Raw genomic sequence first — 23014 nt, 5'->3', positions numbered from 1 at the left:
ATACGATCGGAAATCCATGTCCACCAAGATATACGACGCGCTTGTGATCGGTTCCGGCGCTGCCGGTTCCTTCGCGGCAAAGGAACTCACCGAACAGGGGCTTTCCGTCCTTCTTCTGGAGGCCGGTCGCGAGATCGGAGCGAAGGATTTCGATCCAGACCGGAAGAAGCCGCCGGCCGGCGCCATCAATGTCTGGGAGCGCATGCGCGCGACGCTGAAGGGCCAGCCGATCCAGGCGCGGGCCGCGTTCTTCAGCGAGCGTCTGAGCCATTTCTTCGTCAACGACAGGAAAAATCCCTATACCACGCCGAAGGGCGAACCCTTTCTCTGGATTCGCGGCCGGCAGGGCGGCGGTCGCCTTCATAGTTTCGGGCGTGTGCTGTTGCGCTGGAGCGATGCGGACTTCAAGATCAGATCACGAACTGGCAAGGGCGAGGACTGGCCGGTTTCCTACAGCGATCTGGCCCCCTTCTACGATGAGGTCGAGCGTTGCCTCGGGCTTTACGGCAACAGGGACGATGTCGAAACGCTGCCCGACGGCATCTATTGCCGGCCTGCGATGCTGACGCCGGGCGAGCAGGCATTCAAGTCTGCGGTCGAGAGCCGATGGCCGGGTCGTCACGTGGTTTCGTGGCGCTACATCGCCCCCGATCCGGAGCGGGTGCCGCGGCCCTTGCGCGACGCCATGGCGAGCGGCCGGCTGAGCATCCGCTACAATGCCGTCGTCCGCCGCGTGGTAACGGATGACACGACCGGTCTGGCGACGGGGGTGGAGTTTATCGACCGGGCGACAGGGAAAGCGGAAATTGTCCATGGGGCGAAGATCGTTGTCTGCGCCTCGCCCGTGGAAAGCGTCAGGCTGCTGCTGAATTCCGCGTCCTCCCGGCATCCCGATGGCCTGGGCAACAGTTCCGGCCTGCTCGGCCGCTATTTCATGGACCAGCTTCCATGCCTGGCTTTCGGGTCGTTTTCGGGCGCCAAGGGCTGGGCGCGGGACAGTTCGGCCCCGGAGGACCCGTTCTACAATGCCTCCGGCGGGATATTCATACCCCGGTTCGACGAAAGCGAGCAGGCCCGTGGCGATTTCGACTATCAGGGCAGCGTTGGACGAAGCCCGGTGGCTGACGACAGCGACGCGCAGCTCTCCTTCTTCGGTTTCGGTCGCATGCTCCCATACCCGGACAATCGCATTACGCTGGATATGCGACGCAAGGATGCCTGGGGCATTCCCGCGCCGCATATCCGCTGCGTCATGCACGAGGAGGAAAAAGCGCTTCTCCGTCGACAGGAGGAGACGATCATCGATATGATCCGCGGCGTTGGCGGCGAACTGGAATTCGTCGGCTCGCCCTCGGGCTTGAAGGAATTCGGAAAGGGCGCCTTCCCACAAGCCGATCCCTTCAGCCGGATGATGTTTCGTCTCTGGTTCGGCAAGTCGATGCGCATGGGGGCGGCAATCCACGAGACCGGTGGCGCGCGCATGGGCGAGACGCCCGAGACATCCGTGCTCGATCCGTTCAACAGGCTCTGGGATGCCCCCAATGTTCTGGTCACGGATGCGAGCGCCTTTCCCGGCAGCGGCGTTGCCGGAACCACGCTCACGGTCATGGCCTTGACGATCCGGGCCTGCCGCAACTTGGGTGGCGCCGCCTGTTCGGACAGTTTGGCGGCTGAGCAAAGCTAATCCCGGTTGTCGTTCATGCCGCCTGTTATGATCAGATCATGGAGGAGACCCCTTCATGATCTGATTGCCAGATCCGCCGACAGGCCTCGATCGGGTTCTCGCGGCAAGGCCGGAGTGCGGATGCATGACCAGCCCGCTGGTCTTTCCGATGCGGGAATGCATCCGGCGATTGGGCGGTTCATTCTCGGACCCACTTCGTGTTATGACAACAGAACAACGGGGCCTGTCGTGCTGCCTGACGGGCAAGTCCTGCGGGTATGGACCCTGCTGAATGAAGTGTGAGCTGCCGGAGGCCGCGTATGTTCTCGAATTCTTCCATCCGGGCGACGGTTGACAACCTTCAGACGGTTTTGAATGCCATGCCGCTGCCCGTCATCATCAAGGATCGCAGCCATCGGATCGTGGTCGCAAACGATGCCGCCTGCACATTCTTCGGCCAGCCGCTTGAGGCGCTGCTCGGCTCGCTGGACGAGCAATTGCCGGAGGAGCAGAGGGCTGTCTTCTGGAAGGTCGACAACCGGGTTTTTGCGACGGGAGAGCCGAACGAGAATGAAGAGGTCGTTACCGACGCCAAAGGTGACGTCCACGTCATCGTGACGCGGAAGCGGCTCATCGAGCTCGATACAAAGGATGGCAGGGAGCCGTTTATCCTGGCCATTCTCTCGGATGTGACGAGTATCCGCGAAGCCGAGGCGCGGGCCGCCTATCTTGCCGAGCACGACCCGCTGACAGGTCTTTCGAACCGGAACCGCCTCACCGAAAAGCTGTCCGAGGCTATCCTCGGTTCCGGTCGTTCGCAAACGAAAATTGGGTTCCTGCTTATGGATCTCGACGGATTCAAGCAGGTGAACGATCGATATGGTCACGTTGCGGGTGATGAACTTCTGCGGGTGATTGCCCGACGCCTGTCCGGTCAGGTCCGGTCCGGCGATATGGTGTCGCGGATCGGAGGCGATGAATTCTGCATCATCCAGGCGGGCGTCGAACAGCCATCCGGTGCCTTCGCGCTTGCGCAACGCCTTATCCGCGCGCTTGAAGAGCCGGTCATCATCGGGCAGACGCGGGCCTCTGTCTCGGTGTCCATCGGGATCGCGCTGTTTCCCGACGACGCCTCGGGCGCGGACGAACTCTACAACAACGCCGACATGGCACTCTACGCGGTAAAACGGTCCGGTGGAAGCAGCTATCTTCGTTTCGACCATCCTCCCGGCGGCCATGACTGGCCGGAATGGGACGTTGAAAAGGAGCTTCGCGCAGCGATCACGCATGGCGATGTCTCTCTTGCCTACCAGCCGTTGTGTGGCGGCATGGATTCGGTGATCGCCGGATATGAAGCGCTCGCCCGGTGGACGCATCCTGAAAGAGGCGAGATTTCCCCGGACGTCTTTATCCCGGTTGCCGAAAGGACCGGCATCATTCGCAGGCTCGGCGCCTGGATCCTGGAGACGGCATGCCGTGATGCGGCGACGTGGCCGGACAATGTGCGCGTATCCGTGAATGTGTCTTCGGCCCAGCTTGAGGACGGACAGCTGGCCGAGGCGGTCCGCCATGCGCTTCAGGCCTCCGGGCTTGCGCCCCGACGCCTTGAACTGGAGATCAAGGAATCGGCTCTTATCGGCGCGACCGAGATGGTCACGCAGACCTTCTCCGAACTGAAGGAGATCGGCGTTCTTCTGGCGCTGGATGATTTCGGCGGCGGAACCTCGTCGATCTCCAGCATCCAGCGCATGCCGTTCGACCGGATCAAGATCGACCGCAGTTTCGTTTCCAACCTGGATTCCGACGCCCGCTCCGTCGCGATCATCCGCGCCATCCTGGCGATCGGAAAGGAGCTCAACCTGTCGGTCACGGCCGAAGGGGTCGAACACGAGAGCCAGCGCGTCGCCCTCAGGCACATGGGATGTCCCGAACTTCAGGGCTTTCTCCTCGGCCGGCCGGAGCCGCTCTCAAGCGTGAACGAACGCGCGGAGCAGGCAAGCCGCGGCAAGGAAGCAATCTGATCGCTGCTCAGCGACGGACGATCGAACCGCCGCGTCGTGAAATGGCTGCGGCCACCCTCATGATGCAAACGGCATGGCATCATGCCGATACCCCGGGGGTCAGCCCGTTGCGGCGGCGTCGAGGATCTCGCGCTTGCCGACATGGTTGGCGGGGCCGACGAGGCCTTCGCGCTCCATGCGTTCCACCAGGGACGCGGCACGGTTGTAGCCGATCGATAGGCGGCGCTGGATATAGGAGGTCGAGCACTTCCTGTCGCGCTGGACGATCTTCACGGCCTTTGCGAAGAGATCGTCGACGTCATCATCGTCGGAACCCATATCGGTCGCATCGAAGACGGCGGCGTCCTCTTCGCCCTCGTCTTCCTCTTCCTCGTCGACGACAACGCTGCCGAGATAGGTCGGCGTGCCCTGTGTCTTCAGATGGGCGACGACCTTCTCCACCTCGTGATCGGAAACGAAGGGGCCGTGGACACGGGCGATCCGTCCGCCGCCCTTCATATGCAGCATGTCCCCCTGCCCCAGCAGATACTCCGCGCCCTGCTCGCCGAGGATCGTGCGGCTGTCGATCTTCGAGGTCACCTGGAACGAGATGCGCGTCGGGAAGTTGGCCTTGATCGTGCCGGTGATCACGTCGACCGAGGGTCGCTGCGTGGCCATGATCAGGTGGATGCCGGCAGCGCGCGCCATCTGCGCCAGACGCTGGATCGTGCCTTCGATCTCCTTGCCGGCGACCATCATCAGATCGGCCATCTCATCGACGATGACGACAATGTAGGGCAGTGCCGAGAGATCGAGCGCCTGTTCCTCGAAAATCTGTTCGCCGGTGGTGCGGTCAAAGCCGGTGGGCACCGACACCATGATGGTTTCGCCCGTGGAGCGGGCCTCGGCGACGCGCTTGTTGAACCCGTCGATATTGCGAACGCCGAGCCGCGACATCTTGCGATAGCGGTCCTCCATTTCGCGGACGGCCCATTTCAGCGCCAGAACCGCCTTCTTCGGATCGGTCACGACCGGGGTGAGAAGATGCGGGATGCCGTCATAGACCGACAGTTCCAGCATTTTCGGATCGACCATGATCAGGCGGCATTCTTCCGGCCGTAGATGATAGAGCAGTGACAGGATCATGGTGTTGATGGCGACGGACTTGCCCGAACCGGTGGTGCCGGCCACCAGAAGATGCGGCATTTTCGCCAGTTCCGCGACCACCGGCTCGCCGCCGATATTCTTGCCGAGGCAAAGCGGCAGGCGGAAATCCGTCGTCATGTAGAGGCGGTTTTCGAGAAGCTCCCTGAGATAGACCGTCTCGCGCTCTTCGTTCGGAAGCTCGATGCCGATCACATTGCGGCCGGGAATAACCGCGACGCGCGCCGAAAGCGCCGACATCGAGCGGGCGATATCGTCCGAAAGATTGATCACCCGCGAGGACTTGACGCCCGGCGCCGGTTCGAATTCGTAAAGCGTGACGACCGGGCCCGGACGGACGTCGATGATCTCGCCCTTGACGCCGAAATCCTCGAGAATGCTCTCGAGCAGGCCGGCGCTCTGTTCCAGCGCTTCCTGGCTCAGATCGCTGGTCTCGTCCGAACGCGGCGCCTGCAGAAGCTCGATCGAGGGGAACAGGAAATCGGTTTGTTCATGTTTCGCCAGAACATGCAGGGGCTCTGCGACAGTATCCGGCGCATCATCTTCTTCCGGTTCCATTTCGGGCCGGATGTCATGCTCCTCGGCGACGGCGGCAATATCGTCTTCGGGCTCGTCTTCCGGATCGTCCTCCGCCTCATCCGCATACATTTCGGCGAACCCGTCGTCGCGCTCATCGACGGGGCTCTCGTCCGCATGCGCGACTTGTTCGTCCATGCGGTCGCTTAGGCCGCGCTGCGTCGGGCTGTAGAGCAGGACCTGCCGGTAAAGCGCGATTGGCGAGGGACCGTCTTCGGCGACCGTTTCCGGTTCATCGATGACGGTTTCCACCGCGTCCGAGGTCGCGGTCCATGGCGTGCCGTCTTCGTCAGCATTCGCCTCATCGGCGAAATCGATGTCTTCGCACAGGGCGGCTTCCGCGATCGGCGTTACGCCTTCGAAAAGCCCGAGCGCCATCATCTCGAAAGCGAGCCCATCCGGAATGAAGGCAAGATATCCTTCGTCGGCCGGTGTTTCGTTGGCTTCGCCCACCGTGGCTACCGGTTGGACGTCATGCGTTTCAGAGCGTGAGGGCGCGTGCGAAATATTCACTTTGCTTTCGTCATTGGTTGCTGAAGGCTGCTCCGGCATCGTTGTTTGCGCGGCAGGTTCAGGCTCGGGTTCGGGGAAGGCTTGCAGCTCTGCATCATGCTCCGGCGCGCCGATCGGCTGGAACAGGAAATCCACCAGCACCGGCGGTTCGGCCGGGAAAGGCGCCAGCTTCTGGCCATGCGGCGCGCCGTCGTCCCGCGCGGCGGGCAGCTCGTCGGCAATGCGGTCCTGAAGCGCAACGGCTGGCGAGCGCGATGGCGGCCCGTAACACGCCTCCGGCCTTTCGCCGGTCGCGGCCGGGGGCATTTCAGGTTCGGGGTGTTTCTTGTGCGGCGTGCGGGTGAAGCGCACATTCGGTCCCAGCACGAAGGGACGCTGCCAGGTCGGAAGCCGGTCAGGGTCCAGGATCGCCGCATCCGGATTGCGTCGCGACGGCTCAGCGAACCGGTCGTCCCCTTCTGTCTGAAGACTGTCCACCCGTACCGTTTCGGCGGGTTTCGATTGAAGGCTTGGATATCGCGAAAAGGGCATGCTGATGAAGACCAATCTGAGAGCTGTCACTCAGCCAATGTGATAGAAAAGAAACCTTAACCAGTCGTTTCCTCCGGCAAAGATTGGCATCGCAAACCTGGCAGGCGTTGCCGCCGGTCCCGTGCTGAAATCCGCCCGCCGTGCCGGCGCTGACGCCTTTGAAACAAGCCCTTGTTTTGCCTCGCCGAGCCTGGAACCGGCCGCGATCACGCCTGCCTTCATGCCGTCGGATCCGGGCGTCCGATGCTCCTCATGAGCGCGGATCAGGCACACAATATGCGGGCTGGACGATCATGTCCTTTGGCGCGGGTGGCGACGGCAACGGCGGCTGGTTGACGTTCAACAATACCGGCGGTTCCTTTTCCGGCGCTGTCGATATTTCAGGCGGCGGTTTCGCGCCGTCGGTCCAATCAGAAATCCTGGTCCCAGCAGGTATAGCCGTTCCCGGCGCTGGATGCCGGCCAGCCGGGGTCGCCGGTGCGGGCGTAGTCGATCAGGGCGCCCGACATGGCCTCTGCCAGCCGGGCGGCTCCGGCATCGCCGTTGGCCAGCGGAAAGCGATCGACGCTGGCAAAGACGAAGGGCTCGTCGAAACCGTGGGCGGCCCCGAACCGGGCGTTTTCCGATTGCGGGGTCCAGCGGAACTCATAGCCATAGCCGGTTCCGCCGGCATCGCGATGGGCGGCGAGCATGGCGATGGCCGGATCGCGGTAGATGGTGCGCGACAGGAAGATTTCCTCATATTCGCTGAAGCTTGCGCCCGGCCGTTCCCCCTCCAGCGCGGCGAGCCGTGCCTCCGCGTTTTCGGGACAGAACAGACGGACGGTGCGCAACACGCCGGCGCGGTCTTTCACCGCTGGCATCACGCCCATGGCATACCACATCCGCGCCTCGTCGCGGGTCCAGCCGGCAACGATGCGGTGATCTCTGAAGCAGCCCGTGGCGAGGCCTTCCATCGGGTGGCGGTTGAGACTGGCTCCATCGAGAACGATGCCGAATGTCCGCCCGCCCGGCGCGTTGCGCTCGCCGAGATGGGTCGCCAGCACCGCGCCTTGCAGGTCGAGAATGTCGTCCGTGCCGAGGGCCTGAAGGGCGGCTTCGTCGCCCGGTTCGACGCCCGCGCGGGCGAGAAAATCGGCGGCCATGTCTGTGGCCGTATCCTGATCGATGATGCGGCTTGCCGGGCCGCTCATCACCCAGACGCGGCGAAACAGGCCGGCCGCGCCATCGACGCCGAACAGCGCCGAAATGGTAAACGCCCCCGACGACATGCCGGCAAGCGTGACATTGTCGGGATCGCCGCCAAAGGCCGCGATATTGTCGCGCACCCATTCAAGCGCAGCGATGAAATCCAGCATGCCGCGATTGGCCGCGGCGTATTCCGGGCCAAAGGCTTTCGCAAGATGCAGGAAGCCCGGCGCGCCGACCCGCATGTTGGGGCGCACCAGAACGACATCGCCGCGGGCGACGAAGCCGGGCTCGTCGTGAAAACTCCCCTGCCCTGCCCCCGCCTGAAACCCGCCGCCAAAGGCATGGACGATGACCGGCCGCTTTCCGCCGTCGATCGCCGGCGTCCAGACATTGAGATTGAGACAATCCTCGCCGGTTTGGAAACCCGCGCCGCGCGGGGCCCATGCGGGCGGATCATTTCTCTGTTGCGGCGGGGCGAAGCCGGGCATGCGGGCATCGATACCGCCCTCGTTTTCGATCCCTTGCGGCGGGCGGAAGCGCAACGGTCCGAGCGGCGGCGCTGCATAGCGGATATTCAGGAACCGCGCGACGCGGCCGTCCAAAAGCCCGTGATAGGTCGCCCGTCGGCTGGTTGCGGAAATTGCCCTGTCGGTGCTCATGCGGCGCTCCTTTCCAGAAGGTGGCAGGCCGCGCGCTGGCCGCCGCCGGTATCGCGCATCGCCGGCGTTTCACGGGTGCAGCGCTCGAAGGCGAGCGGACAGCGCGTGCGAAACGCGCAGCCGGAGGGAATGGCATGCGCGCTCGGGATCTCGCCGGCAAGCCGCGCGCGCCGCTCCTGCCCCTTTCCGGGCACGGAATCGAGCAGCGCCCTCGTATAGGGATGGGCCGGCGCGCTGTAGATGCGCGCGCTCGGGCCCTGCTCGACGATCTCGCCGAGATACATCACCGCGATTTCATCGCACATGAACCGCACCACCCGGAGGTCGTGGGAGATGAACAGCATGGTGGTATTGTGGCGGTCCTGAAGGTCGCGCATCAGGTTCAGCACCTGCGCCTGAACCGAGACGTCGAGGGCCGAGACCGGCTCGTCGGCGACGATCAGGTCGGGATTGGTGGCCAGCGCGCGGGCGATCGCGATGCGCTGGCGCTGGCCGCCCGAAAACTCATGCGGGAACCGGTCGAGGGCTGCCTGCGGCAGGCTCACCTCGTCAAGCAGGCGGGCGGCGGTGCGCACGCGCTCATCCGGCGTGCCGACGCCGTGGACAAGCTGCGGCTCGACCAGCGTTTCGCGCACCGACATGCGCGGATTGAGCGAGCCGAACGGGTCCTGGAAGATCATCTGCATATGCCGTCGCTCGGCGCGCAACGCGCTCGCGCCGAGGGTCGATAGATCGCGCCCGCGAAAGCGGATTTTACCCGATGTCGGCTCGATCAGCCTGAGCACCAGCCGGGCGGTGGTCGATTTTCCGGAACCGGATTCGCCCACGAGGCCGAATGTGCTGCCGCGCGTAATGGCGAGATCGACGCTGCGCACGGCCTGCACCGCGCTGAAGCTTTTCGAAAGGCCGGTGACGTGCAAGAGAGGTTCGCTCATGCCTGTTCCTCCATCGGGTGCCAGCACCGCGCTTCGGTCTGTCGTTTGGGCTCAAGCAGCGGCCGTTCGCGACAGACCGCGTCGGCGCGCCCGCAGCGCGGGGCGAACCGGCAGCCTTCCGGCCAGTGGCCGACCGGCGGCACGCTGCCGGGAATGGGCGTCAGCCGGTCGCGGCCATCGTCATCGGCCGGCACGGCGGCGAGCAGGCCGTTGGTATAGGGGTGCTCGGGTCGGCGGACGATGTCGGCCGCCCTGCCCCGCTCCGCCACGTCGCCGGCATACATCACCACCGCCCGGTCGCAGAAATCGCCGACCACTTCGAGATCGTGGGTGATGAACAGCATGCCGAGCGAAAGCTCGCGGCGCATGTCATCGAGAAGGTCCAGCACCTGCGCCTGAATGGTGACGTCGAGCGCCGTCGTCGGCTCGTCGGCGATGACGAGCGAGGGGCCGCAGGAGATCGCCAGCGCGATCATCACCCGCTGGCGCATGCCGCCGGAAAGCTGGTGGACATAGCCCTTCAGGATCTCGCGCGGGCGCGGTATGCCGACGCGGTCCAGCAGTTCGGCGGCGCGATCCGTCGCCGCGGCGCGGCCAAGGCCGAGATTGTGGCGGATGGAATCCGTCATCTGCCGGCCGATGGTGAGGGTCGGATGCAGCGCCGTCATCGGCTCCTGAAAGATGAAGCCCATATGCCGGCCGCAGAGCGCGCGGCGCTGTTTCGGCGGCAGGTCGGAAATCACCTGGCCGTTGAGGGTTATCCGGCCGCTGATCGCCGCGTTGTCGGGCGCGATCCCCATGACCGCGCTGGCGGTGACGGATTTGCCGCAGCCGGATTCGCCGACCAGCGCCACCGCCTCGCCCTGGCGCACGTCAAACGAGACGTCGGTGATGATCGGCAGCACGCCGTTCGGCGTGCGAAAGGACAGGTTGAGGCCCTCGACATCGAGGACGACGGGTGACGTTGTCTCGGTCATTGGTAGCGTATCCGCGGGTCGAGCCAGGCATAGACGATATCGATCGCCAGGTTGAGAACGGCGAGCACCAGCGAGATCGTCAGCACGCCCCCTTCCACCAGCGGATAGTCGCGCCGGCCGACGGCTTCGACCAGCATGCGGCCAAGCCCCGGCAGCGCGAAGATGATCTCGATCGCCACCGCGCCGCCAAGCATGTAGCCCGCCGAAAGCCCGGCGACGGTGACCACCGGGATCGACGCCGTGCGCATGGCATACTGGCCGATGACCTTGCTTTCCGGCAGGCCCTGGGCGCGGGCGGTGGTGATATAGGGCTCGTTCAGCACGTCGAGCATGGAGGAGCGCATCATCCGCGTCATCAGCGCGGACTGGCGGATGCCGAGCGCCAGCGCCGGCAGGAAGATGGTCGAGGCAAATGCGATCAACCCGGCGGACGGCGGATTGTAGCCCGCGACAGGAAACCAGCGCAGCGTGACGGCGAAGACGAAGATCAGCAGCAGCGCGAACCAGAATTCCGGCAGCGAGATGCCGAGCACCGCCGAGGTGACGACGGCGCGGTCGACCGGCCTGTTGCGCTTCATCGCCGAGATCGTGCCGAGCGTGACGCCGAAGACGATGGCGAGCACCAGCCCGACGGCCGCAAGCTGGATGGTGACGGCGGCATAGGGCGGGATCACCTCCATCACCGGTTTGCGAAAGAAGATGGAATCGCCGAGATTGAGCGTCAGGATATCCTTCAGCCAGATGAAGAACTGGGTCCAGATCGGCTGATCGAGCCCGAGCTGCGCCCTCAGTGCCGCGATCTGTTCCGGCGTTGCCTGATCGCCGAGCATCATGCCCGCCGGGTCGCCCGGCGACAGCCTGAGCAGGAGAAAGACGAGGATCAGCGGCACGAAGATCGTCGGCAGGATCATCACGAAGCGTTTTGCCAGATATCGCAGCATGTCAGCGCCTCCGTGCCAGGCGGGGATCGAGAATATCGCGCAGGCTGTCGCCGAGAAGATTGAGCGCGAGGATGGTCAGCATCAGCGCCAGCCCCGGAAACACGACGATCCAGGGCGCGGCGGCGATATAGTTGCGGGCCTCCGTCAGCGCGTTGCCCCAGCTCAGTTCGCGCGGGCCGATGCCGACGCCGATGAAGCTGAGCGCCGCCTCGCCGAGTACCGCGGCGGAGAAGATGAAGGACGCCTGCACCAGGATCGGCGAACTGACGGCCGGCAGGATGTAGCGGGTGAACAGCCTGAGCGTCGGTACGCCCACGGCCCTTGCGGCCTCGATCATCTGCAGTTCGCGCACAACCAGAACCTGCCCCCTGACGACGCGCAGCGACGGCGCGATCAGGACGATCGACAGCGAGATGATGACGGTGCGGCTGGACGGGCCGAGGATCGCGGCGGCCGCCGTTGCCAGCACGATGCCCGGAAACGCCATCAGCCCGTCCACGAACCGCATCAGCACCATGTCGACCTTGTGATAGAAGCCGGAGATCGCGCCGAAGATCACCGCGATGCTCATCGAGATCGCGGTGACGATCAGGCCCACGAGGAGCGAGGTCCGCCCCCCGTAAAGCACCATCTTGAACATGTCGCGGCCGAGATTGTCGGTACCGAAGGGATGGGCGAAATCCGGCGGCTGGAACCTGTCCGCCGGATTGATGCGCATCGGATTGCCGGGCGCGATCACGGGCGCGAGAATGGCGCTGAGGCTGATGATCACCAGCAGGGCGATCGAGATCACCGCTGTCGGGTTGGTCATCAGCCGGCGCCACACGCTCATGTTGGCGCTGGCGAAGGTCTCGCGTCCGCCGACTTCCGGCTCTTCGATATCGGTCACGGTCATCTTAACTCTGCGGCGGTGCGACGTTGTAGAGGTCGTAACCCCGGCTCGGCACGGCCGGCGCATTGCCGACGCCGCTGCGGATCCCGTACATGTTGGCTTCCGTGCCGTATTTGATGAACGGGAACTGGTCATAGATCAGGGTGTGGATCTTTTCGAAGATCGCCTTGCGCTCATCGGGATCGATGGTCGAGGCGATTTTCTCCATCAGTTCCATCTTTTCCGGGTCGGTCCAGAACCCCGGATAGCTCGGATTGAGATAGGCGATCGAGGTCGGGTCGACATAGGTCGGCAGGAAGCTCGAAAACGCATCCATGTCGGAGGGTTTGGCGCGCGACTGGATATAGTTGGCCATCGGGCTTTCCACGAGTTCGACATTGATGCCGAAATCGGAAAGCTGCTGCTGGGCGACGACGGCGGTCAGATAATGCTTCTGGTACTGCTCGGCGGCGACCAGCCAGCGTATGGTCTCGCCGTCATAACCGGATGCATCGAGATATTGCTTCACAAGTTCCGGCTTCGGCGTGCCGAAACCGTCGGGAACGCCGGCCGTGGTGTACCAGAACGAATTCGGATCGGGAATCCAGCTCGGATCGAGCGTGTAGAATTCCGGATTGCCGACCGAGGCCAGCATGATCGGGTCCATGTCCAGCGCATAATAGATCGCGCGCCGGAGATTGATGTCGGCGGCCGGGCCCTCCTTGGTGTTGAACACCACGGTCAGCGACTGGTTGTTGGGCACGACAACCGCCTGCGTCGCGGCGTCGCCCTGCAGCGCGTCGTAGAAATCGGTCGGCAGTTCATAGGCGATGTCGATCTGGCCGGTCAGCAGCGCATCGCGGCGCACGGACGGCTCCGGCATCAGCATCAGATCGATTTCATCGGCATAGGCGTGTTTTCTGCCGGCAAAGGCCGAAGACGGCTCTTCGCGGCTCCGGTAATCGTCCCAGCGGGTCAGCACCGCGCCGCGATCGGGCTGGTAGCTCGTCAGCTGGTACGGGCCGGTGCAATCGAGCCCGGTGGTCGCTTCCGTCGCCGAGGCGTCTTCGAGTGACTGTACCGACATGATCGCCGCCTGGGCGCTGGCGATCAGGCCGGGCACGATCGCGGTCGGGGTGTTGAGGTTGAAGCGGATGGTCATGTCGTCGACCGCCTCGATCGAGGCGGTGGCGTTTTTCAGCGCCGCGCCAATGCCGGCGGAATCTCTGTAACGATTGAGCGAGGCGACCACATCGGCTGCGGTGACTGGCGCGCCGGAATGGAATTTCAGGTTGGGGCGCAGCGTGACCGTCAGCGTCTTGCCGTCCTCGCTGTAATCATAGCTGTCGGCCAGCATCGGCTGCGGTGTCCAGCTTTCATCGATGGCGAAAAGACCTTCGCATACGATCGTGGCGGTCATCCAGTTGACGCCGAACGTGGTCACCACCGGGTCCGGCGATGGTGCCATCTGCGAGATCGCGGTACGCAGCGTCCCGCCCTGCGGATAGTCCTGAGCGTGAGCGCCCGCGACGCCGGCGCCGATCGCAACGCCGCACAGCAGCAGCGTCTTTGTGGTTTTCTTCCAGAATGTCATTTCGGTTCTCCTCCCTTTGGCCCTTCACGGGCCGTCAAATTGCGATGCTGGCGGCGCTTCGGCCGGCAGCCGGATTTCAAGCCCCAGCACCAGAAACGACAGGCACTTTCCATGCGTGTCTATCGAAAGGCTTGCATTGACGCCGCCTTCCAGCGCGTCGTCGATGACGAAGTTCAGCGCGTTGAGGCGCGGCAGTTCGTAACGCTTCACGCGGGTCGCGCCGCGATGGGCGAACAGCGCCGCGACCCGCTCCTCGGTGACCTGTTCCAGCAGCACGTCCCAGTGCTGCGGCTCATAGGCAATCACATTGACGTTCAGCCGGTTGCCCTTGTCGCCGGAGCGGCCGTGGGCGATCTGGTGCAGGGTGACGGTTTTGCCGGAGTTCATGCTGCTTCCTCGCCGAGAAAGAAAAACGACGGCGTCACCAGCGAGCGCGGCGCCAGATAGGAAAGCGTGCGCACCCGCGGGCGCACGCTCTGGCGCACGCCCCCTCCCCCGGCCGGCCCGCAACAGTAAAGCGCGTTGACATCGGCGACGGCGCGCTCGACGGCCTTGCGGTCCTCGCCGTCAAAGGCGAAGCGGACGCGGTAATCGCCGTCCGGCCCGCCGGTGAAATGCGACAGCATCGCGCCGGAATCGGCGTCGAAGACGCTGACCGTGCCGAAAATGTCGGAGCGCATCCTGACGGCAAGCCCCAGAAGGTCGATCCGCTCGCGGATCGTCCGCTGGGCAAGGCGCGCGCGATTGAGCGCATTGGGCCCGGCATAGGAAATCTCGGCCTCGCCGAAGAAATCGCCGTGATAGCTGACCGTTACCTTGAGCTTTTCCGGCGCCGCCCTGCCCCGCGCGCCCTCGACCCGGACCCGGTCTTCGCCAATCTGGCGCACCGTGACCTCGCTGATGTCGAGCGTGACGTCCGGCGTCAGATAGCCGGCCGGATCATGGATCTCGTAAAGAAGCTGTTCCTTGACCGTGCGCTCGCTGACGAGGCCGCCGGTGCCAGCGGGCTTGGTGATCACGAAGCCGCCATCGGCCTCGACCTCGGCGATCGGAAATCCGATCTCGGCCGGGCGCGGCACATCCTTGAAGCCGGGATCGGCGAAATAGCCGCCGGTGACCTGCGCGCCGCATTCCAGCAGGTGGCCGGCGAGCGTGCCGGCGGCGATCCGGTCGAGATCGTTCCAGTCCCAGCCGAAATGGGCAACGAGCGGCCCGAGCGCGAGCGCCGGGTCGGCCACCCGGCCGGTGACCACGACATCGGCGCCGGACGTGATCGCCTCGGCGATGGCGCGGGCGCCGATATAGGCGTTGACGGCAACGATCTCGCCGGTGAATTCCGGTAGACGCCCGTCGCCGTCCCAGCGTTCGGCATTGGCGATGTCGATCTGGCCGTGGAGATCGTCGCCGGTGACGATGGCGATCTTCAGCCCGGCAATGCCGAGCCGGTCGGCAAGCGCGCGGATGGCGGCGGCGGCGGCCGGGGGATTGGCGGCGCCGAAATTGCCGACGATGGTGATGCCGGCCTCGAAGGCCGGCCGCAGGATCGGGGCGAGCATGTCTTCAAGCAGCGGCTCATAGCCGCGCGCGGCGTCCTTGCGCCTGGCGATCTGGCCAAGCGCAAGCGTGCGCTCGCCCAGCGTCTCGAACATGATCGCGCCACCCTCCCCTGCCGCCGCGATCGCTGCGACGACGGCGATGGCCGCATCCGCCCGATCGCCAGAAAAGCCCGCTCCACTGCCTATCCGATACACGTTTGTCCTCCCGTTTCCGGTGTTATCGTTATTATTATCGATAATGTCAACGATAATTGTCTTCTCTCGTAGATATGCTAATGTCGTCACAAATCTGTAAGTCGAGGCGGGAGTGCGGAATACGTGTCGGAACAACCGAAAAACTGGGAGGATGTGCATCGCGAATTGCAGCGTGAAATCATTTCCGGTCAACGCCATCCCCGCGAGCGGCTGGTGGAGGACGAGATTATCGCGCGCACCGGCGCCACCCGCCACGCCGTCCGTATCGCCTTCGCCGAACTGGAAAAGACCGGTCTCGTGATCCGCGAGCGTAACAAGGGCGTTCACGTACGCGATTATTCGATCCGCGAGATCGAGGAGCTTTACGAAATCCGCGAATGCCTCGAGTGCCAGGCGGCGCGGCGCTTCACCCGGCCGGCTCCCGCGGAGACGATCGCGGCGCTTACCGATATCGCCACTCGCCACCGCGACGCATCGCGCGATCAGCGGTTCGGCGATGTCTTCGAGTTGAACAACCGGTTCCACGAGACGCTGTACCAGGCGGCGGGCAATCGCCAGCTTGCCGATGCTATCCAGCATTATACCTTTGCCACCCACCCGATCCGGACCCGCGCCTTCACCAGCCGCGAAATCCGGGAGGTGGCGATTGCCGAGCATTTCGAGATGATCGAAACGCTTGCCGCCGGCGACGCGGCCGGTTTGTGCGGCATCATTCCCCGGCACATCGGTCGGCCCAAGGATTTCTATCTGCGGGCGAATTATATCGGCGAATATGCCGATCCGGCATGAGCCATCGACCGCCAGCCGGGCCGCCGTGGTCCCCGTGGCGGGTTTTCAATTGAAAACATCAAGGCGGCGACGCGGCCATCTCCGGTGGCCATCGCTCACCTCGGTCGATGTCGCGCCGGAAAAGTTTTCAATTGAAAACGTCGAGACGAGCCAGAAGGTGTTGCTCGCTTCCCCTGGTCCGCCGTGCAAGATGCGCCCGGCAAGTTGCGCCGCCGGATTTTTGCACGGCGGGCCACCGGTTGGCTGACGGCATTCGGGCCGAATGCGGTTCAGGAAAGGCATAGAGCCGACCTGAGCAGAGCAGGCGGCCTGCTTGTGCTTCCGGTTTCATCTCGTGGTTCTGCCGCCACTCAACTTTCGCAGCGGAGCTATCTCGCGACCGCGCGCCCGATGTGAACGCTCGCACCGATGATGGGTCGCCCGCCTGGCTTGGCCACGATCCAAATATTCCGAGCCTGCGATCAGGCGGCCAAAGCAGGTCGTCGCGCCGCATGCAATTCATATCGAGCGGTGCCTGTACACCCACCCTTGGAGGTCTTAACCTCCCGGCGAGCGAAGGTGCGAATCATTGGCTGCTTGCCACAAACGTGCGCTGGAAATCGCAGAAGCGGCGGCTGCGGAACAGGCGGGGCGCTCGATCCGCCCCAAACCCCGCGGCTTCGCCTCGCCCGTTAATCTTTCATTAACTAAAAATCCCTTGCAGAATCGGAACGAGTCATGCAGCGTTGACGCAAATGAAGCGAATTCGGACAGGAAACCGTCAGATGACCGAAACAGCCGCATATACCGCGATCGGCGACACAGCGGCAAAGATCGAGGATTACACCGAACGTCTGTCCGCCGAGCTGCAGTCGATGCGCCACCGCATCTATCCGCCGGAGGCGCGCAAGCAGTACACCCGCACGTTCTCGACCCTTGATCTCGTCAAGCTGCTCGATGTGCCCGAAAGCACATTGCGGGCGATGACCATCGATGGCAAGGGGCCGCAGCCCTCGCGCGCGGATAATAACCGGCGCATCTACCAGGTCGAACAGCTCGGCGAGCTCAGGCAGTTTCTGGCCGCCCGGCGTCCGGACGATGCGCTTCGCCTGTGGCCGCGCCGCAGGCAAGGGGAGAAGCTCCAGGTCGTCGCCACTGCCAATTTCAAGGGCGGCAGTTCCAAGACCACGACCTCGATCCACCTGTCGCATTATCTGGCGCTGCAAGGCTACCGTGTGCTGTGCATCGATCTCGATCCGCAGGCATCGATGACCTCGATCTTCGGGCTGCAGCCGGAGTTCGACGTCGGCGAGAATGAAACCGTCTATGCGGCGCTGCGCTATGACAATGAGCGCAGAACGCTCGCCGACGTCATCCGCAAGAGCTATTTTCCCGGCATCGATCTCGTTCCGGGCAATCTGGAGCTGATGGATTTCGAGTTCGATACGCCGGCCTATCTCGCCCAGCGCGAGCGCGATGAGCTCGGCCTGTTCTTCGAGCGGCTGAAGAAAGCGATCGCCTCGGTCGAAGACGATTATGATTTCGTGGTGATCGATACGCCGCCATCGCTCGGCTATGCGACGCTTGCGGCGCTTTATGCGGCGACCGGCCTGATCGTCACGGTTCATCCGGCGATGCTCGACGTTGCCTCCTGCAACCAGTTTCTGATCATGATTTCCGATCTTGCCGACACGCTCGCCCAGTTCGGCGCCCGTTTCGACCATGATTTCCTGAAATTCCTGATGACCCGGGTCAATCCCAATGACGGCCCGCAGAAATACATGTCGGGCGTGATGCGGCGGCTGTTTGAAAATGACGTGCTGGTCTATGAGGCTATCGAATCGACCGCGATCGCCGGCGCCGGCGTTGCCAAGAAATCGCTTTACGAGCTGGAAAGCGGCGAGGTCGGCCGCGAGGCCCTGAAGCGCGCGATCGAAAGCGCCGACAATGTCAACGGCGAAATTCTGACGCTGCTTCGGGCGGTGTGGGGCAGGGCATCATGAAAAAGAACATCCTGAAGATGATGGCGGAGGCCAACAGCGACGAGAAGGGGCCGGAACAGCCGGTCCCCTCGCCGCTTTCGCGTTCGCGGCGCGGTTCATCCGTGGTCAGCAATGTCGGCAAGGCGCTCAACACGCTGTCGGAATCGAGCAGCATCGTGCTGGATCCGGCGAAGATCGACGCCTCGCCCTATCGCGACCGTTTCGAAAGCGATGGCGAGGCGGGCGAGGAGATCGAGAGCCTTGCCGCGTCGATCCGGGCGGAAGGGCAGAAAATGCCGGTTCTGGTCCGGCCTCACCCCGAGGCCGAAGGGCGCTATCAGCTCGCCTACGGCCATCGCCGGCTTGCCGCGATCCGGCTGCTGGCCGCCGAAAGCAGAGTGCCGGCCGAGGTGACGATCCGCGCCTATGTCCGTCCGCTCGATGACCGCGAACTGCTGGTGGAGCAATCGCTCGAAAACGGCGTGCGCGAGAACCTCACCTGGATCGAGCAGGCGCTGTGGGCGGCGCAGTTGCGCGAGGCCGGTTTTTCGAGCGTCGCGATCGAGCCGGTGCTCGGCCTTTCCAAGACGCCGATCTCGCTGATGCTGAAAGTGGCCAATGCCATACCCCGCGACATCATTTTCGCGATCGGCCGGGCCAAGGGCGTCGGCCGGCCGAAATGGATGGCGCTTGCGGAAATCTGTCTGAAAGGCGGGGATGAAACGGCGGCCCGCATCCGCTCCATACTCGAAAATCAGTCCTTCCAGTCTGCCGATGCGGCACGGCGCATCGACCTGGCGGTCAGGGCCGCGCGTGGCGGCGAAGACAGTCGACCGGAAAAGTCCGTGCGCGAATTGGTGAGCAATGGCAGGAGCCTGGGCCGGATCGCCACCGGCGCATCCGGCACCACGATATCGATCGCAAGTCAGGAATCCGGTTTCGCCGAATGGCTTTCCGACCGGATGGATGCGCTTGCCGAGGAATATTTTTCATCAACCACCGGCGCGAATCGCAGAGATTAGAACAGCGATGCCCGGCGGGCGACACTCGAAACGGTAAAAAGGAGAGAAACAGACAAAAGAAAAGGCCCCCAAACGACAAGCGTCCGGAAGCCGATAAGTTCTTAGCACCTACTGATTCGCATTTCCGGAAGTTCCCGTCAAGAGGCTGTGGCGCATTTGATGTGCTGCAGGGGTGATTTCTTTTGCCTTTTTGAAAGGTGAAACCATGGAAAATGCGATGACCACGACGCCCTTCGGGCGGCGGCCGATGTCGCTTGCGATGTTGGCAAGCCAATCCGTTGCGCGGCAGGCCCCGAAAGGGGTGCGGCTCAACAAGTGGAAACTGTTTCATACCGTGCGCGAGGCGCGGGTGGCGCTCGGGGCGAGCGATCGCGGCCTTGCGATCTTGAACGCGCTTTTGACCTTCTATCCCGAAAACGAGCTGTCGGAGGAGACCGGCTTCGTCGTCTGGCCCTCCAACGAACAACTGATCGCGCGGGCAAACGGCATTTCGCCAGCGACGCTGCGCCGCCATCTGGCGGTCCTGGTCGCGTGCGGCCTGATCATCCGGCGCGACAGTCCAAACGGCAAGCGCTTTGCCAGAAAGGGCAGGGGAGGGCAGGTCGAGCAGGCCTATGGCTTCGACCTGTCGCCGCTTGTGGCTAGGGCAGCCGAGTTCGAAGCAATGGCCGCGACGATCGCTGAGGAGCGTCTGGCGTTGAAATGCGCGCGTGAACGACTGACGCTGTTGCGCCGGGATATCGTCAAGATGATCGAGGCCGGGCTGGAGGAGGGCGTTCCGGGCGACTGGACGACGATGAACCGGGTTTATCGCGAGATCATCGACCGGCTGCCGCGTTCGCCGGATCTGACGATGGCCGAGGATATCTGCGATGCGCTGGCGCTGCTGCATGAGGAAGTGCGTGACACATTGGAATTTCACGTAAATTCACAAAAAACGGACGCCAATGAGTCTCATGCTGAGCGCCACAAACAGAATTCAAACCCAGACTCCCAATTTGAATCTAAATATGGCTCAGGAAATAAATCAGAAACGAGCGGCAGCGTCGATGAAACCGACAACCTGCACAGCCTGCCGAAGCGCGAGATGCCGCTGGCACTGGTGCTGGATGCCTGTGAAGGCTGGCGGGATCTGGCAAAGGGCGGGTCGATCCGCCACTGGCGGGAGTTCGTGGGCATTGCCGAAATCGCCCGACCGATGCTGGGCGTGAGCCCCAGCGCCTGGCGCGAGGCAGCCGAGGTGATGGGTGACAAACAGGCCGCGATCACCCTTGCCGCGATCTACCAGCGCGGCGACGAGATCGTCAGCCCCGGCGGCTATCTGCGCAATCTCACCGACCGGGCCCGCGACGGCCAGTTTTCGGTCTGGCCGATGGTGATGGCGCTGCTCAGAGCGAGGATCGAGGCCGGAAAGCCGGACGGCGGCCCCCGAACGGCTGCGGCCGAAAACCAGGGGACGGGCGATCCCGGCTGGACCGCCTCGGACGCCCTCAGCCGATCCCTGAAAAGGCCGCGATCATGAGATGGTCGGAGCGTTGCGGCGAAATTCATGGACGGCAGCTCGATCCCGACGTCCAGTTCCTGAAGCCGGGCTTCGGTCGCCATGCTTCGCGGCAGGGTGATGATGCCGAGGCCGCGTTCGGCCATCTCGGTCAGGGAAGATCGCAGATTCTATATAAGTCATTGTTTTTATTAAAATTTGGAGGGCGACCTCAAGGACCATCACCCGTCCGGCGTCCGGTCACTGAGAAGCGAGAGCAGGGCCGGATTGATGTAGAGGTTCTCGCGCCCCGCCTTCACTTCCTGCAACAGCCCGGTCTCGGTCAGCGCCTTCAGATAGACGGAAGCCGCCTGGCGCTTGGCGATGCCGGCCTTCACAAGATCGCCGATCCGGCAATACGGATTGACGAAGATCACCTCGGCCAGTTCGCGCGAATAGATCTTCGGAAGGTCGCTGCGGATGCGTGCGGCAGTCTGGTCGAGCAGATCGCGGATGGCGCGGATGCGCGCCGTCGACCAGACCGCCGTCTCGCGCACGGCCTGCAGCATGTAGAGGATCCATTCCTCCCATGCGCCGTTGGTGGTCACGGCCAGCAGCCGGTCGTAATAGGCGCGCTTGTGGCCGATAATGTAGCGGCTGAGGTAAAGCACCGGGATATCCAGCAGGCCCTTGTCGACCAGATAGAGAAGATTGAGAATACGGCCGGTACGGCCATTGCCGTCGATGAAGGGATGGATCGCCTCGAACTGGTAATGCATGACGGCCAGCCGGATCAGCGGATCGATCTCTTCGGCCTCGTGGATATAGCGTTCCCAGTTGGCGAGCTTGTCGCGCAGCAGGTCCTGGCCTTCCGGCGGCGTGTAGATGACGGCGCCCGTCGCCTCGTTCATCAGCGCCGTTCCGGGCGTCGTGCGGATGTTGAGGTCGACGCCCTTGATCCTGCGGCAGACGGCGACGGCGGTCGATGTCGAGACCGGCCGGTGTTGCAGCGACTGAAACCCCTCATTGAGGGCGGTGCGATAGCGCAGCGCTTCCTTGGTGGCGGGATCGGCGCGGTCGGCCGGCTCGTTGGCGAAGCGGAACAGCCGGTCGGCCGTGGTGACGATGTTCTCGATCTCCGAACTCGCCTGCGCCTCCAGCAGCGGTATGGAGTTGATGAGGACCGATTGATTGGGGATCAGTTGGCCGGAAACCCGCAGCTCGGCCAGCGCCGCCCGCGCTGCGATGCAGGCCTTGAGCACCGCCCTGGTCTCCACGTCGTCGCGCGGGGGAAGAGCGGGAAGCGCGTTATAGGGCGTGTCCGGGCGAAACGACATGTCGTGAAATCCTGTTCTGATCGACAAATCCCGCCGGACATGTCGCCGACATCGACATATCAGAAAAACCTGTCGCTGAAAACGAATTCTCTCGACATATAACTTTCGCCGCAAACCCGACTTTCAGATAGGGAAGATCCGGATAACCGATCATTTGTGGGCGTGCCTTGAAGACTTGGGGATCTGATCCGGAGTGGCAGCTACGGACGAGTGCCGTTGCTACCGGCGCGGATCGGAAGAATGCCGGCGTGATTTTTCGACAAGCCATAGGGAGCAAAGAGGTTCACCTCTTCTGTCGTCGTTGGCAATATCGCCTGAAATTTGAACTGCACCTCACGCGGCCCATGGATCGATGAGATCCATACCGAAGCCTTCGAAGTCTTTGACGTTGCGTGTCGCAAGAACGAGGTCATATGCCATTGCCGTGGCTGCGATCAAACCATCCATTGACGACATGCCGCGTCCGCGCCGTTTTGCTTCGCCCATCAGGTCACCCCAGGCGAGAGCCACACGTTCGTCGACCGCAAAGACGCGATGCTCGAAACGTTGCGGCAGATCGTGGGCAAGCCATTCGGCCAGAGCGTCGCGCTTTCGCCCGTCGTCCATGAGTGCAACACCGCGACGAATTTCGGCAAGCGAAACCACACTGATAAAGCAACGGTCTTCATCGAGGCCATCCAGCCATAGAAGAACGCGGCCTTCCGGGCGCGGCTTTGTCACTTCCGACAGAACATTGGTGTCGAGCAGGAGGTTCACAGCGACAGATCACGCGGTTCGTCGTCCTGACGGTTGAGATCAAGCTCGGCTCCACGCAGCGGGGACGCCAGAAGAAACTCGGCCAGGGTCCCCTTGCGCGCGACCTTCCGCTGCCATTCTTCAGCGGAAACCACTACGACGCTAGGCTTGCCGTTGCGCGTAATCGTCTGTGGCGTGGATTGCGCACGCTCGATCACTTCTGAAAGCTTGGCCTTTGCCTTGGCGACCGTCCAGTTCTTTTCATCGTGCGATACGGGCTGCATTGCGCGCCTCCTGACCATAATGACTATGATGACTATATAA

Annotated in this window: 18 protein-coding genes; 6 read left to right on the top strand and 12 right to left on the bottom strand. The window is 63.3% G+C overall.

Annotated elements, in window-relative coordinates:
- The first annotated feature begins 16 nt into the window (after nt 1-16).
- Together HQ843_RS27520 and HQ843_RS27515 are read left to right on the top strand one after the other, a co-directional pair.
- The gene (locus HQ843_RS27520) at nt 17-1684 is read left to right on the top strand and encodes a GMC oxidoreductase (RefSeq protein ID WP_180902583.1); all 1668 of its coding nucleotides are present in this window, start codon (nt 17-19) and stop codon (nt 1682-1684) included.
- A gap of 299 nt (nt 1685-1983) precedes the next feature.
- Complete coding sequence (locus HQ843_RS27515; protein WP_180902584.1) at nt 1984-3684, top strand: putative bifunctional diguanylate cyclase/phosphodiesterase; 1701 nt, start codon at nt 1984-1986, stop codon at nt 3682-3684.
- A gap of 99 nt (nt 3685-3783) precedes the next feature.
- On the opposite strand, the gene HQ843_RS27510 is transcribed toward HQ843_RS27515, so the two are convergent.
- From HQ843_RS27510 to HQ843_RS27470, 9 genes are all read right to left on the bottom strand, one after another.
- Nucleotides 3784-6447 carry a DNA translocase FtsK gene (locus HQ843_RS27510; RefSeq protein ID WP_180902585.1) on the bottom strand — a complete coding sequence of 888 codons (2664 nt, stop codon included), beginning with the start codon at nt 6445-6447 and terminating at the stop codon, nt 3784-3786.
- 410 nt (nt 6448-6857) lie between these two features.
- Complete coding sequence (locus tag HQ843_RS27505) at nt 6858-8297, bottom strand: carboxylesterase family protein (protein ID WP_180902586.1); 1440 nt, start codon at nt 8295-8297, stop codon at nt 6858-6860.
- Entirely contained in the window at nt 8294-9232 is a 939-nt protein-coding gene (locus HQ843_RS27500) for an ABC transporter ATP-binding protein (RefSeq protein WP_180902587.1), read from the bottom strand. Before HQ843_RS27500 ends, HQ843_RS27505 begins: the two co-directional genes overlap by 4 nt.
- Nucleotides 9229-10209 (bottom strand): ABC transporter ATP-binding protein, encoded by a 981-nt coding sequence (locus tag HQ843_RS27495; RefSeq protein WP_180902588.1) that lies wholly within the window; start codon nt 10207-10209, stop codon nt 9229-9231. Before HQ843_RS27495 ends, HQ843_RS27500 begins: the two co-directional genes overlap by 4 nt.
- Nucleotides 10206-11150, bottom strand: a complete 945-nt coding sequence (locus tag HQ843_RS27490; RefSeq protein ID WP_180902589.1) for an ABC transporter permease — start codon at nt 11148-11150, stop codon at nt 10206-10208. The genes HQ843_RS27495 and HQ843_RS27490 overlap by 4 nt, the downstream gene beginning before the upstream one ends.
- Nucleotide 11151: 1 nt before the next feature.
- Entirely contained in the window at nt 11152-12045 is an 894-nt protein-coding gene (locus tag HQ843_RS27485; RefSeq protein ID WP_246710471.1) for an ABC transporter permease, read from the bottom strand.
- Between the two features lies 1 nt (nt 12046).
- Nucleotides 12047-13615 carry an ABC transporter substrate-binding protein gene (locus HQ843_RS27480; RefSeq protein ID WP_180902591.1) on the bottom strand — a complete coding sequence of 523 codons (1569 nt, stop codon included), beginning with the start codon at nt 13613-13615 and terminating at the stop codon, nt 12047-12049.
- Nucleotides 13616-13639: 24 nt separating this feature from the next.
- Nucleotides 13640-14002, bottom strand: coding sequence for an AtuA-related protein (locus HQ843_RS27475; protein ID WP_180902592.1), 363 nt, complete (start codon nt 14000-14002; stop codon nt 13640-13642).
- Complete coding sequence (locus tag HQ843_RS27470; protein ID WP_180902593.1) at nt 13999-15366, bottom strand: acyclic terpene utilization AtuA family protein; 1368 nt, start codon at nt 15364-15366, stop codon at nt 13999-14001. Before HQ843_RS27470 ends, HQ843_RS27475 begins: the two co-directional genes overlap by 4 nt.
- Before the next feature lie 123 nt (nt 15367-15489).
- On the opposite strand from HQ843_RS27470, the gene HQ843_RS27465 reads away from it, so the two are divergent.
- The 4 genes from HQ843_RS27465 to repC all read left to right on the top strand — a co-directional run bounded on the left by HQ843_RS27465 (nt 15490) and on the right by repC (nt 20660).
- Complete coding sequence (locus tag HQ843_RS27465; RefSeq protein WP_180902594.1) at nt 15490-16155, top strand: GntR family transcriptional regulator; 666 nt, start codon at nt 15490-15492, stop codon at nt 16153-16155.
- Between the two features lie 764 nt (nt 16156-16919).
- Nucleotides 16920-18137: a plasmid partitioning protein RepA gene (repA, locus tag HQ843_RS27460; RefSeq protein ID WP_180902595.1), complete on the top strand. Its 1218-nt coding sequence runs from the start codon at nt 16920-16922 to the stop codon at nt 18135-18137.
- Complete coding sequence (gene repB / locus HQ843_RS27455) at nt 18134-19138, top strand: plasmid partitioning protein RepB (protein ID WP_180902596.1); 1005 nt, start codon at nt 18134-18136, stop codon at nt 19136-19138. Before repA ends, repB begins: the two co-directional genes overlap by 4 nt.
- A gap of 205 nt (nt 19139-19343) precedes the next feature.
- A complete protein-coding gene (gene repC, locus HQ843_RS27450) occupies nt 19344-20660 on the top strand; it encodes a plasmid replication protein RepC (RefSeq protein ID WP_180902597.1) in 1317 nt (438 codons plus the stop codon).
- A gap of 200 nt (nt 20661-20860) precedes the next feature.
- Here the strand turns inward: repC and fic are convergent, their stop codons facing one another.
- The 3 genes from fic to HQ843_RS27435 all read right to left on the bottom strand — a co-directional run bounded on the left by fic (nt 20861) and on the right by HQ843_RS27435 (nt 22974).
- The gene (gene fic, locus HQ843_RS27445; RefSeq protein WP_180902598.1) at nt 20861-21955 is read right to left on the bottom strand and encodes a protein adenylyltransferase Fic; all 1095 of its coding nucleotides are present in this window, start codon (nt 21953-21955) and stop codon (nt 20861-20863) included.
- 333 nt (nt 21956-22288) lie between these two features.
- Nucleotides 22289-22711 (bottom strand): type II toxin-antitoxin system VapC family toxin, encoded by a 423-nt coding sequence (locus HQ843_RS27440; RefSeq protein WP_180902599.1) that lies wholly within the window; start codon nt 22709-22711, stop codon nt 22289-22291.
- Nucleotides 22708-22974, bottom strand: a complete 267-nt coding sequence (locus HQ843_RS27435) for a type II toxin-antitoxin system Phd/YefM family antitoxin (protein WP_180902600.1) — start codon at nt 22972-22974, stop codon at nt 22708-22710. Before HQ843_RS27435 ends, HQ843_RS27440 begins: the two co-directional genes overlap by 4 nt.
- Nucleotides 22975-23014: the final 40 nt, after the last annotated feature.

Source organism: Martelella sp. NC20, from assembly GCF_013459645.1.
GTDB lineage: Bacteria > Pseudomonadota > Alphaproteobacteria > Rhizobiales > Rhizobiaceae > Martelella.
Note: the sequence above shows the minus strand (reverse complement) of the source record. Positions and strands in the feature narration are given on the sequence as shown.